The 13,460-nt window shown below is 39.7% G+C and carries 11 protein-coding genes; 1 reads left to right on the top strand and 10 read right to left on the bottom strand.

Features of this window, described 5'->3' with window-relative positions; all coding sequences use genetic code 11:
• Nucleotides 1-7 precede the first annotated feature (7 nt).
• The 4 genes from JEU79_RS08270 to JEU79_RS08255 form a co-directional block, all read right to left on the bottom strand.
• On the bottom strand, nt 8-1,015 hold the full coding sequence (locus tag JEU79_RS08270; protein ID WP_198263725.1) for an efflux RND transporter periplasmic adaptor subunit: 1,008 nt from the start codon (nt 1,013-1,015) through the stop codon (nt 8-10).
• A gap of 125 nt (nt 1,016-1,140) precedes the next feature.
• Nucleotides 1,141-2,361, bottom strand: a complete 1,221-nt coding sequence (locus JEU79_RS08265; RefSeq protein ID WP_198263724.1) for a TolC family protein — start codon at nt 2,359-2,361, stop codon at nt 1,141-1,143.
• Between the two features lie 76 nt (nt 2,362-2,437).
• Nucleotides 2,438-3,685: a DUF2189 domain-containing protein gene (locus tag JEU79_RS08260; protein WP_198263723.1), complete on the bottom strand. Its 1,248-nt coding sequence runs from the start codon at nt 3,683-3,685 to the stop codon at nt 2,438-2,440.
• Between the two features lie 99 nt (nt 3,686-3,784).
• A complete protein-coding gene (locus JEU79_RS08255; protein WP_198263722.1) occupies nt 3,785-4,447 on the bottom strand; it encodes a hypothetical protein in 663 nt (220 codons plus the stop codon).
• Nucleotides 4,448-4,741: 294 nt separating this feature from the next.
• Between JEU79_RS08255 and JEU79_RS08250 the strand changes: the two genes are divergently transcribed.
• Nucleotides 4,742-4,957, top strand: coding sequence for a YdcH family protein (locus tag JEU79_RS08250; RefSeq protein ID WP_246540118.1), 216 nt, complete (start codon nt 4,742-4,744; stop codon nt 4,955-4,957).
• Here the strand turns inward: JEU79_RS08250 and JEU79_RS08245 are convergent, their stop codons facing one another.
• The 6 genes from JEU79_RS08245 to JEU79_RS08220 all read right to left on the bottom strand — a co-directional run bounded on the left by JEU79_RS08245 (nt 4,958) and on the right by JEU79_RS08220 (nt 13,318).
• Nucleotides 4,958-6,619 carry a cation:proton antiporter family protein gene (locus JEU79_RS08245; RefSeq protein WP_198263721.1) on the bottom strand — a complete coding sequence of 554 codons (1,662 nt, stop codon included), beginning with the start codon at nt 6,617-6,619 and terminating at the stop codon, nt 4,958-4,960.
• 35 nt (nt 6,620-6,654) lie between these two features.
• The gene (locus JEU79_RS08240) at nt 6,655-9,807 is read right to left on the bottom strand and encodes a PqiB family protein (protein ID WP_198263720.1); all 3,153 of its coding nucleotides are present in this window, start codon (nt 9,805-9,807) and stop codon (nt 6,655-6,657) included.
• 9 nt (nt 9,808-9,816) lie between these two features.
• Complete coding sequence (locus JEU79_RS08235; protein ID WP_198265921.1) at nt 9,817-10,425, bottom strand: paraquat-inducible protein A; 609 nt, start codon at nt 10,423-10,425, stop codon at nt 9,817-9,819.
• 20 nt (nt 10,426-10,445) lie between these two features.
• The gene (locus JEU79_RS08230; protein ID WP_198263719.1) at nt 10,446-10,985 is read right to left on the bottom strand and encodes a paraquat-inducible protein A; all 540 of its coding nucleotides are present in this window, start codon (nt 10,983-10,985) and stop codon (nt 10,446-10,448) included.
• Between the two features lie 141 nt (nt 10,986-11,126).
• Nucleotides 11,127-11,945, bottom strand: coding sequence for an MlaA family lipoprotein (locus tag JEU79_RS08225; protein ID WP_198263718.1), 819 nt, complete (start codon nt 11,943-11,945; stop codon nt 11,127-11,129).
• The gene (locus JEU79_RS08220; RefSeq protein WP_214660528.1) at nt 11,942-13,318 is read right to left on the bottom strand and encodes an alpha/beta fold hydrolase family protein; all 1,377 of its coding nucleotides are present in this window, start codon (nt 13,316-13,318) and stop codon (nt 11,942-11,944) included. Before JEU79_RS08220 ends, JEU79_RS08225 begins: the two co-directional genes overlap by 4 nt.
• Between the last annotated feature and the right edge of the window lie 142 nt (nt 13,319-13,460).

The following is a 13,460-nucleotide window of genomic DNA, read 5'->3' as shown; positions in this document are numbered from 1 at the left end:
TTCTCCCTTATTCACCGTCTGACTCATTAGAGGCATCTAAGGCCGCTTTAATCGCCGTTGAGCCTTTGATGTAGGTAGTCAATGCCCCTGGGGTTTTGCCTTGCAAGGTAAAATAGAGTTGTTTGTCGGTAATAGTCACCACCTGAATGGGTAGCACTTCAATCGCCTTTTTCTGCTGTACAAATATCACGGTTTTACCACCGTATTGACTAATGGCATTGGCTGATACTTTATAGGTTTGGGCTGTTTTTTCTGCTAAAAAACGAATTTTAAATAATTGCCCTGAGCGCAGTGCATTATTATCATTTTGTACTTTAATATGTACATCAACAGATTGGGTCATGGCGTCTACCATCATATCAATATGCTGCACTTTACCCATTAATTTTTTTTCTATGAGAGAGACTTGTTGTTGAGGTTTTATCTCATTGGCCAATTCAACCGGCACTCTTACGACTAATATAATGGGATTGGTTTCCCCCATGGAAATAATTGTTTGATTTTTCTCTACCCGTTCACCCAGTCTCACTTGTAAGTCAAATAGTTGCCCGTCAATGGGTGATTTAATTTGCAGATTTGCTGGCTGTAATTGCTTGGTTTTTTTCAATTGTTCGATAGCGCTATCGGCCATACCAATAAATAATAAGCTCTTTTCTAATTGGGCTTTTTTTAATTTTGATTTACTCACTTCTGCCAATGCTTGCTGTAATTTTTTGGTCGAAGAAACACCGCTCTGATTGAGCTTTCTTGCACGGGTTAAATTTTGTTGATAGATTTTTAAATCTGATAATGTTGCTAACAAGTCTTCCTGCATTTGCAGTAATTCAGGACTTTCTATTTCAGCAATCACCTGACCCTTTTTTATTAAGCCATGGACGAAATTGAGTTTCACAATTTGCCCTGACAAAGGACTTGAAAGTATTCGCAAGGTTTGTAATGGTAAAGCCGCCTGCGCAGGATAGATTGCACTGGGTATCAAATCGACTGATTGGGCAACTTCAGTTGCGAGTCCCATTGCTGTCTGCTGTGAAGCATTGAGTGTTAAGCTTTTAGCAGATACCGACTGGACAGCCCCTAATAATATAAAGCTACTTGATAAACATGCTCTAAAAATAAAAGCCTTGTGATTAAAACTAAACATTATTGCTGTGCCTCTAAAATATGTCCGGATACTTGATTCAAATTTGCAATCGCCTGACCAGAGCGAGCCTGTATCAATTGATAGTTCAATTTTGCTTCTGCGGTTTGTTGCTGAACCAGTAATAAATTCTGAATGTTCGTTTCACCGAGTTGGTATGCTGTTTCTGACATGCGCAGTGCTTGTTGACTAATATCATATTGTTGTTTGGAAAAATGAATACCCTGTTTTGCCGATGCCAGAGTTTGCTGAGCTTTAAAAATAGTCTGCTCAAGTTGAATTTTTGCTCTATCCACAATAGCCTGTTGTTCGTAGATATTGCGTTTTTCGGCTGCTAGCTTAGGAGAATAGGCAGGATTCATACCTAGGGGAATTGATACTTCAAAAATCAGTGACGAATTTTCGCTGTTGCGATCCTTATCATTTTGTGCGCCTAAAAATAAGCGTGGGCTATCCTGCTTAAATGACCGTGTTTTTTGTAGTTGTGCTTGTGACAGTTGCAAACCGGAGAGTAATTTGACAATTTTAGGATGCTGTTCCATCACTATCGGTGATAGTGGGCGTTCTTTGATGTTTTTGGGTAGTTGACGGCTCTGTGTCCACTTTTGGAATAGATTCTGAGCAATGGTCAGAGCGCTTTGTTTTTGCACCAGTTGATTTTGTTGTTTCAGTACCGCCTTCTTTGCTAGCAACAAATCAATTCGGGGGCTTTCACCCGCACTCACTTTTTGTGCCACTTTATGCTCTAAGTCCTGACTTTTTTTCAAGGATGAGCGTGCTGCATTTACTTTGATTTTTGCTGTTTGAAAACGCCATACCAGTTTTCTCAAGGTATCGGATGCTAACCAGCGAAGATAGGTTTGTTGTGCCGTAGCTTCCTGACCATAACTATTGGCAATCTGCTTTTGGGCATTTTTCTGACTGGGAAGCCATAAAGGAAATTCCACCCCAACCTGCCAGTTCTGATAATTATCATTATCTGTCAGGCTATCATTTTCGTGATGTACAATTAAATCGACATCACCGGCAATCCAACTATCAGAAAATTCTTTATTGGCATTATAAACTTCCTGAACACCTTTACGTACTTGTTGCTCAGGTTGCTGGGCAATAATGTTATCCAGCAATTTCACAAAATCCATTGATACGGCAGAGGCTGGGACAGGTGCCAGCCATAGCAGTGTCAGTGAATAAATTATCAGCCGAGGATGAGTAAATTTCATTTTGTTTCCTAGTTTATCTCATTGATTCCGCAAGTATAGTCGCTGAAACTGAAATGAACCTGAAAACGGAGAGTTTTTACTCGGCGGACTCAACTCCAAACATGATTTTATACATCACGCCATGCATGATCGACATTAAAGGTAGCACCCATATCAAGCCAATCATCATCGGTAGAGAGGCGGCGATAAACAGCAAAGACATCAAAAAGTATATCCAAAATACTTTAAACCAGTGTTTGGTGATGGCCTTGCGTGATGTTTCTAGGGCCTCCCATACCCCCATATCTCTATCCATCATCAATGCCAGAGCCATCATGTAGGCAAACAACAAATAAAGACCAGGAATAACCAATAACATCATACCTACCATGACGAAACCACTTGTTACCGCAGTCAATATAGTGATAGGAATGATCTTGTTATAGTGACTAAAAACAGATGTGCCACTGATCTCTGCATCAACAGCACGATGCAGTCCCATTAAGGTAATACCGGCTAAAATAGGATATAAAATAGGAATGGTAATCATGCCTGGAAGAATAGACCATAGCATACCTTCAGTAAAACGTCCTTGCTGCATCAGCATTTCAGTATCAGGGCTGATAAAAGCAAGGCCGATATTCACCACAACAGCCACAATAATGTATAGCAACCAGGCTAATAGAAAGCTTCCCTTGGCACCCTTGCTTTTTTCCCATGCTTCAGAAAAAACATCACCGACACGGAGTTCGTAGTCACCATTGATACCGCCTTCCAGTGTTCCCTGGCCATCCTTATTGATGCTGATACTTTCCAGTGGAGCCTCTGGTGTGGCATAGGGATTTGTTTCATCGCTTGTTATATTGCTTCTTACGTCGGTTTTTTCATCTGCCTCTTCGAATTCATCGTTATTAGATTGCTCGCTGCTAGACTGAATATTTTGTTGATATTTTGACAGATAAATACCACAGTCATTACATTGATCGTCTTTGATATTACGGGAACCACATTTAGGGCATGTTATTATTTCAGCTGATGTTTGTTCGACTTCTGCTTCCTCATTCCCCATGGGTTCTAAGGAAAAACCATTGAGTTCTTCCTCGTCTTCCTCTACGGCTATTTCATTAATAACCGCAACCATGCCACAGGCTTCAAATGCAGCCAGGTATTTTTTAGCTTTGATTTCATCAAGATCTTTTTTGACAACAATGTCACCATTCGAGGCAACTATTTTTTCAGCTTTAGACTCACTAATGCCAAATTTGCTACAAAACTTGGCAATAAACTCATCATCCGATATGCCGTCTTGTAAGCCCTTATAAACAACTTCAAATTTGCTTTGCAAAATATTCTCCCCCAATATCACTCATGTTTTAAGTCTGTCTTCGGCATTGAATTACCAAAACATTGATTTACCAAAACATTGATTTACCAAAATATTGATTTACTTAATCAAGCCACTCTTTTTCATGTCATCAACCACCAAACCCACTAATTCTTCTGTAATTTCCTTAGCGGAGCTAGCGTTAACGCTTTTGGTTTTACCTGCCCAAATCAATTTTTCATTTTCAACTGCATAAACACGGGTATCTAATTGCACAATAGTATCGGTAATCGTATAACCAGGGCGATAAATTGTGTCATAAGTTGCACCATAATAACCACCATAGCCGCCATAACCACGACCATAAAAACCACGAGTAGTCGGCACATAATCAACACGAGGCGCGACTTCACGTTGTTTTTCAATCACCCCTTTAAAGCTGGTAATTAATACTGCATCAGCACCTACTTTCGCGACGGCGGCTAAAATATCTTCTTTGCTATCAAAATCTTCTTTTTCCGGCATCAGGGTATAGCCTGCAACCGCTTGCTTACCACCTGCCTTAACAGCATTCATAAAATTATCTTCAAATGCGCGACGTTGGATATCGTCTTTAAAAATCCCCAGCACCAATACTTTGCTTAATTTTTCTCCCGAATAAGTCGTATCATGCCAACGCTCATAGAGTCGAGTCTGGTTTGAGGAACAAGCAATCAGACTGCCCAAGGCCACTAATAACAAAGTGCTGATTGCCAGACGATTGATGCGCTTACTTCTACTCATAATGCTAATCATAATAATAGTCCTTATAAACTTAATCTTGATTTTAATAGTGTAATCTATAATACTTATAATCGAGTCAAACAGATACCTAACCTATAAACCTAAAATAATCAGTTGAACCTACTGCGACCGCCTTATGCACTGAATCTTAAGGATTTTCCAGAATATTTTGACTTCACCCGTAGGGTGACTACGAATAAAGCCAAAATAACCTGTAAAACCCTTAATCTTCAGCACCTAAGTCGCTCTCGCTACGATTCAACTGATTATTTTAGGATAAATGCCAAGCGATGAATGAGCAAAGCAATGAATGAAATCGAAAAACAAAAAATACGTGAAAAATTAGATGAACTCAAGCAAGAACATCGCGATCTCGATGATGCTATTCATCACATGCCCAAAACCATCCATACTCAATTGCAACTTTCACGTTTAAAAAAACATAAATTGCATTTAAAAGATGAGATCATCAAACTGGAAAATTTATTAATTCCAGATATTCTTGCTTAGTCATTCTTTTGTAGCATCTTTTTTTTCACCATTTTTTTCACCAGAGTCATTATCCTGCTGCTCTTGTACTAGCAAACGATAGCGAACGTGTTCTGCAAAACCGATACCCGCCTCAGAATAAAAATTATAAACTTCCTCGGCTCCTGCATTTTTTAACTGAGTAATTTCATCATCATACATGGCAATGGCGGCAATGTGTCCGTTAAAGTTTTTTTCTTTTAACTGGTTCACGGTAAAAAGATTTTTATCAAAATCAGGTAAATTTAAAAATACCATATTAATACTATTAAGGTTGATATTATTCCAAAAATCCTTATCCATCACATCAGCATAGACCACATTTCGACTATCATCTTTATGCTCATTGAACACACCGGTATCAAAGTCTATGCCCAACACTTTATCGGGATAATGCAGGTTAATATCCTCATAAACCCCAGTACCGATACGTCCCATGCCAAAGACGAGTATGCTAGCACCTGAGACATCAACAGGTAGTTCATCACTCAGGCATTTTTCGGTTTGACAGCCACGTAGATAAACCGAATAACGCGCATAGAGTTTATGCGCCATAGAATTCAGTGGTGAGGCAATAACAAAAGTCATCGCTAAAGCAATGGCGATGGTGATCAACCAGTCATTACTCATCCAGCCATTACTGACACCAATAGCACCGACGATTAAGCCAAATTCTGAGTAATTGGCCAGACTAATGGAGGTTAAAAAAGCGGTTCTGGCACGTAAATGTGTTTTCAACGATAACCAGAAAAAAAGTATGACCTTGGCAAACATCAATACTGATAATGCGGCAGCGATAAGCAGGTTTTCCATACTCGGACTCCCTGAAAGGCCAATATTAACAAAGAAGCCGACCAGAAAGAGATCTTTAAAGTTATAGAGTGTTTTTGAGACTTCGGCGGCTTTATGATGCTGCCCCATGAGCACCCCGAAAATTAAGGCCCCCAAGTCGGCCTTCATACCCACCAGTTCAAATAATGCAGCGCCTCCCACTGCTAATAAGAGGCTATAGAGAACCAATAATTCACCATGTTCAACCTGATCCATTAATTTGTATAAAATAGGTCTGAGCATGGGTAAGCCCAAAAGACCCAGAGCCCAAATCGAAGGGATTTTGCCCGTCGATGCGGTTAAAAACAATACTGCAAAAATATCCTGGACAATGAGTATGCCAATGGCAATTTGCGCATAAAGCGCACCCATTTCATTTTTCCCCTCAAGCACTTTGACGGCAAATACCGTACTGGAAAAACTGAGTGCAAAGGCAATTAATAAGGCGCTCCAGATGTTTTCGATGTCAGCAAAGGCTGATATGCCAGAGAAACTGAGGGCAAAGAACAAGCCACCATAAATAATGATGGTGATCAGCATGTGTGCCGATGCCACGCCCCAGATTTGCACTCTTAAAAGACTTTTCAGATTGAGCTTAAGGCCAATAGTGAAGAGCATCAAGGTAACACCCAAGTCAGCAATTTCACGCAACTCATGAGTACTTTCAAGACCAAAGGCTTTGAAAATAAAGCCGACTGCCAGAAACCCCAGCATGGGGGGCAGGCCTATTTTATAGGTGAGTAAGCCCATAAAAAAAGTAGCCACTATCCAGCCAGTTTCTGAGAGTGAAATTGCAATCCAGTTTAAATCCATATAAAAATTTTACCTGTCACTTTTATTTAATAGTATTAATCTTGCTGAACTTCTTTGGCCAAATGGATGATGGGATTCCATTGTGTCCACTTTGGATCCGGCTCATCGTGTAACACAAAGAAGCTGCCTGATGCGAGCATTTGCCCCATTTTGTCATTATCCGGTGTAGCAAAGGCTATACCGCCCGCTAAAATAGCCTCAAGAGACTCAGTTCTAATTTTTGAAGTACCAAATAAGCTGATATCAAACGCCACACCACTGGCATGCCAAAATTTGCTATTCTCTCGTATCAAGGGTTTAAAACGATTACGAATCCGTAAATGAATAAGAATTTGATCAGCAGTATCAGCCAGTTCATAGCCCACAACAGCGCCCACTTTTACCTGACGATAATATACCGGATCACCGGTTTTAATAGAGCTCAATCGTGAGGCGGTCAGGCTGATATTAAAACCATTCTCCGTCTGATGAATCAGTGGTTGCTCTTCTAAGCCGATAAAAACTGGCAAATTACTCGTCGTGAATTTATTCAGTGGTTTTTCTGAGCTGTGCTTAATTGGGTTAATGCTAATAAAGCTACCCTTAACTAAAGTATCCAAGTTTTCTGTTCTAGCCAAACCCAGTTTAGCGGTTCTGATCCAAAATTGGGAGTCATTACCTAGTTTTGATTTTAATAAATCATCCAATTCCAAAGTCACTATAACGGATTCGGAATCTTGCTGATTAAGGCGAATATTTTCCACCACACCGACGCTGATGCCTCGATATTGCACTTTGCTACCAATGACGAGGCCTTTGGATTTTTTAAATTGAACTTGCACATAAAAGGCATTTAAACGTGCCGCATTGAGATCATTAAACAGATTAAAAAAAGTGCCATTAGCGATGGCATTATGCTTTTTTTGAGTTTTTTTCGCCTTGCTTTTATGCTTAGCTGTCTTATGTGTTTTCTGGTGATGGAAGGCTATTTGATGGGGATTGTAAATAGCAATACCACCTCTTAAAATGCTTTCAATTGACGCAGTATGTATTTTAATTCCAGCTAAATTCGCGTCCAATTGCACCCCTGAAGCATTATAAAACCGAGAATCCTGCCTGACAATATCCATATATTGTGGCCAAATATGGACTAGAATATTGATGTTTTGTCTATCTTGCGCCAATTCATAGTATTGGACATCACCAATTTTAATACGATTAAACATAACGGGTGCGCCGACACTCACTGAACCTAATTGAGTGCTGGTCAATTTTAAATGCAGGCCTGGATAGTTATCATTAAAAGGCGGCCTGCGTTGCGAGACGATGAAGTTATTTTTCTTTTTCTTGCTGACACCAATTCTCAGGGTAATATAGTCACCATTAATCAAGGTTTCTAAATTTGCTATTTCACCCAGTGATACCTTAGGTTTAACCATCCAAAATTGAGTATCTTCCAGCATTGAATCCTCTGCTATCGGATCTAAAACAACCCGTGCTGTGACTGTTTGCCGGCCTTTATTGGGCGTGATTTTTTGCACAACACCTAATACGATTCCTTTGTAAATGACTTTTGTTGAACCCGCCACCAAACCATTGGCAGAATCAAATATTAAGTGAATTTCAAAGCCAACTTTTGCCTCTTCAAAGTTTTTGTAAAGCTTAAAACGGTCGCCATTACGGCTATTTTCTGGTGTTTTTTCAAGCTCTGGAGTGTATAAGGCAATGCCGCCTTTTAGTAGCGAAACCAATGATTCAACTTCAACCTTAATACCAGACAAACCACCTGAGACATTAAAGCCACTGACATCATAAAAACGGCTGTGTTTTTTAACCAACTTCGCATAGTCAGGCTCAATAAATGCTCTTAATTGTACTGTTTTGCTATCGTCACTGAGTTTATATCCTTCGATATGACCGATTTGAATATTTTTGAAATAAATGGGTGAGTTTTGAGTGATTGACCCCAACAAATTAGCATCTATATCAAGATGTAAACCCGGTACGCTATTAGACGATAAAGGCTTTGACTCCAATACTTTAAATTCTCGCTTTGCCTGCCCTTTTAGTGCCGGTCGCATTTGAATGTAATTGCCATTTAACAAGGCATCCAGTCCTGAAATTTTTAGCAGGCTAACGCTGGGTTTAACCAGCCAAAATTGGGTTTCTTCTTTGAGTGCGTTTTCCATTAGAGGATCGATATAGGCAAGCACGATAGTTTCATTGCTCTGCTTATCATAAGCAAATTCACCAATACGACCAATTTTATGTCCTTGAAACTTAATTTCGGTCACATTCTCCTGTAGCGTATCCACATTTTTCAAGCGCAAAACAATGGGAATCCCTACCTTAGCAGTTTCAAAATCACTGTATAATAAAAAGAACGCGCCTTTTTTTGCCTGAGAAACTTGTTCAGTCTCCTGTGGGTTATAAAATCCAATACCTCCGGCCAAGAGTGACACAATAGATTCCATTTCAATTTTCACGCCGGATAAGCCCGCGTCAATTTTCACACCACTGACATTATAAAAACGGGAATTTTCTTTGACCAAACGAGCATATTCGGGCTTAATCAAAACCCAGGCATGTATCTCACTATTACCTTCTTCCAAGGTATAATTAGTCACTTCACCCACGGGGATCTGGCGATAATAAATCTGTGTACCTCGATCGATCGATTGCAAGCTATTGAGGCGCAATTTGATATGTAAGCCCGGTGTATCTGATGAAGGCGGTGGTGGTATGGTCAAAGCAATAAAGTCTTGCTTTGATTTACCTTTGTCGCCAGTATCAATGGCAATGTAGCGACCGCTGAGAATGGTATCCAGACCAGAGACACCTGATAATGAAATCCTTGGTTCTACGACCCAGAATTTTGCATTAACGTTGAGCACTCGTTCAGTTCTTTTGTCCATTTCAATATGTAAAATGACATTTTGTAGATCTTCGGTCACAGTTCTATTTTTAACCACCCCAGTGACAATTCCCTTGTATAAAACCTTGGTTTTGCCTACTTCAATCCCCTCTGCCGTAGGCACTTGAAGAGTAATCATGATCCCCGCGTTAAAATAGCTTTTACCTATTAATGCCAGGCCAATCAATAGCGCAACAATGGGTAAAATCCATATAGGTGAGTAGCTCTTCTTAGCACTGATTTTGGGCTTAGAAAATTGCCCCGAATCTGGTGTAGTATTTTGGTTTTTATTCATTTTTATTATTTAATCTTGTGTTTTACAATCCCAAAGCAAACGAGTATCAAAACTGTTTGCCGCCAACATCGTTAACACGACGACAGTGCCGAAAGCAGTTGCAGCTTGACCAGCGGTGATCACTGCTACACCACTAATATTGACTAACGCTGCAAGTATTGAGATAACAAAAATATCCAGCATTGACCAACGGCCAATAAACTCAATAAAGCGAAACAAACGAATGCGCTGTCTATCGGTCATATTAAAACGGTATTTTAGCGACAATAAAATCATCAGAATACCCAACATTTTAAAGATGGGAACCACCACACTGGCAACGAAAACAACAAATGCTACGGAGTAAGATCCCAATTGAATCAGCAAAATGACTCCGCCCATAATGGTGGAGGGGTCGTCTTTGCCAAAATAAATCACATTCATGATTGTCAGCACATTCGCAGGAATATACAAGATCATGGAGGCAATCAATAAGGCCCAAGTTCGGTTGAGGCTATTGTGTTTACGTTGATGCAATTGGGCACCGCAACAAGTGCATTGCGAATCAACATCGGGGATATGTTGATAGATTGCATGACATTCCGTGCAAAGCACCAGTCCTGCGTCTTTGCCTGTTATGACCTTGGATGCCGATGAGTTCAAGCCGATTTCACTCCATTATTGTTCAGCAATTGACCTTTTTTCTTCAATAATAAAGCCCAGACTTCGTGTTCATTTAAAGTGGTGGTCGCCATAATAGAAGTCAGCAATAACGCAGCATAAGCCCATAAACCAAAGCCGGGCTGAATTTCGGCCATGGATAACATTTTTACTACCGAGACAATGATACCCAGCATATAAACATCTAACATGCCCCATTCTTCAATGTGACGATATAAACGAAATGACCAAAATAAATTATTATGAAAGTAATTAAGACTCAGACTAAAGGTGACGTAAAGTAACAAAAGCAAACGTAATAAGGGCAGCAGTAAGCTACTCATCAAGGTTAAAATAGCCACGAGATAATATTGCTCTTCGAGTAGCACATAAGCCCCACCAATCAGGCTCTGTTGCTGTTCTAGGCCGCCCATATTCAGGCTCATAATGGATTCTGTTACTGCCGGATAAAAGCAAATCAAGGCAGTGAGGGTATAGGCAAGTGAAGTGTTGATGGTATTGTATTTGTGACGATACAAGACATGTTCACAGCGAGGACAGAGCAGCTTGCTCCCCTCAGCAATACTCTGATTTTGAACAATTAGGTCACATTCATGACAGAGTATAATTTTTGAATTGATAAGAAAAACTCCAATGTCTAAAAAATACAATATTCAAGGCTATTTGCCGACATCTCTACCACCAATCAAAATACGCCGTTGCGCAGTATACATCATGCGAATAAAGTCATATTCAAAGGGTGTTAGCGAATCATAGTATCTAAAGTCTACTTTGTCTCTTTGATCGATACCCATTAAGCCATAATAAAAATATAGCCAAGCCTCTGAACCTTCATTCATACCAAATTCTTGAAGATAAATTTCAGCAATATAAAAATCAACAACGAGTCCTGTGCCATCACGCAAATTGGAAGGCCCAAAAAATGGCAATACCAGATAAGGTCCTTCACTCACGCCCCAATAGCCCAATACCTGACCAAAATCTTCCTGCATCTCAGGATATCCCATGCCAGTTGCCACATCAAAAACGCCCAAAATACCGATGGTTGAATTTGAGATAAAGCGCAAACTATTATTAAGCGTCGCCTTACCTTTTAGTTGCAATCCAGAGTTTACAGTATGATTGAAGGAAGAAAAGTTACGGTAGATATTATGAATGCCTTGACGTAAAAACAAAGGAATATAACGCTGATAACCATCTATGACGGGTAATAAAAGATAGTCATCCAGCTGAGCATTAAAGTTATAAATGCTACGATTCATTCCTTCCCAGGGGTCATAAATGTCCACTGCATGGATGGTATTTTCATCAACCCCCAAAGTCTCAAGAGTATTCATTGCAGGCTCATTATGTTCTGTCTCATGCACAACAAAAGGGCCTTCTGTGTCTTGAGTGGCGACTGAACTACAACCATTGAGAACAATAAAACTCACCGCAATCAAAAAATAACGGCCTATACGGAAAAATGATATTTTCATTGCATTTCTCCGGCGGTGTGCATCGATATTTTATCGCTTGATGACTTTCTTTTCAGTGCATCGCTTTGAAAAAATTTAACCATGTCGAGTACATTTTGTTTGAATTCTATATTACCTAAATGCCCTCCATGGGGATAGATGATAGTCCTATCAGGGAAGAGTGATATAAGCGTTTCAATTTCACCTGACTTTAAAATAGGATCATCCAAATTATGCATCATGGTAATATTTTTCGCCTGCTGTAAATACCCTTTGATGGACTCTAAACTAGACTGTTCTATTAATTGCTGCTCAGACAGCCCTGTTTTTTTCTTAAAGTTAGGCAGATATACATTCTGAATATAGTTTTTAAAACCCAGCCGATGTGCCACTTTTGAATACTTGGAAAGAGAGCTGGAAGCAGTCAAACTTGAGACTTTATTTTTCGGGACAATGTAACCCTGATGATTATAAACATCAGCACCAAAAATCATCCCGGCAGACGCAATCCTAAAGACGAAGCCAATCATTACCTTCATCTCTTCTTCTGTGGGTGGATGCTCTTGAAAAATTTTATACAAGAATTCTTTCCCTAAACCTAACTGTTCATTCTGCTGATAATAATCAGAGACTTTACCAATAAAACGCTGAAAAAATTGATTGAAATTATTGATACCACCGGGAATGTTGTCTTCAAACATATCATCAAGTTCATCCACTGAACTCAATAAGCTCAGTGGCGGGTTAATCAATAAGGTTTTTTTAAATTGAAAATGTGCTTTTTGTTCAGTCTTTTTCTGCTCATCCAGACGGGTAATAAATGCCGCATGAGATGCACCTAAGCTATAACCCGTTAAATAATAGTCTGACACTTGTATATTCTTGTGCTGCTTCATAATGGCTTGCATAACACGATAGAGATCAGCGCCATCTTCTTCGAGGTTCCCCGGCATAATAGACGTTGAGGCATTGTACATAAAGTTAGGAATAGTGGGCGAACTCAAGGCTACGGCATGATAGCCAATTTGATAAAACACTTTTTGCAGTGCTTTTACCGTACCGGAGCGATAACTTGCTCCGGTGCCGGCAATGATAAAGATAAGTGGTGCTTTGATATTTTGTTGTGCTATCGAATATTTCAGACCACCTCGCTCATACCAAAAAACAGGGGGGATATAACGCTTGGGGAAAAGTGTTAATTTATATTCTTCGTCAACCGTTTGTTTGAACTGACTCTTAGAGCTGGGCATGTCAACATAATCAGGCTGCCAATCGTATAAGTCATCTATGGTTATTTTGAGTGCATCGGGTGTTCCAATGACCGTTGCAGCAATTGGATTTTGTATAGGGTAAGCATAATTAGACTGTGAAAATGATTGACGACTTAAAGTCAAACACGTGAGCAGTAAACAAATCAATAGTAATGAGTGAACTGTATCTTTGCGTAAAAATTGCATAAACAACCTATTTTCTATCTATAATTTTGTCAGTTTATCATAACAATTGTTTTTTTTCACAGACAAGCAAACCGGCGAT

The organism is sulfur-oxidizing endosymbiont of Gigantopelta aegis, from assembly GCF_016097415.1.
GTDB lineage: Bacteria > Pseudomonadota > Gammaproteobacteria > GRL18 > GRL18 > GRL18.
The sequence above is the reverse complement of the archived record's forward strand: the minus strand, read 5'-3'. Positions and strand labels throughout refer to the sequence as shown.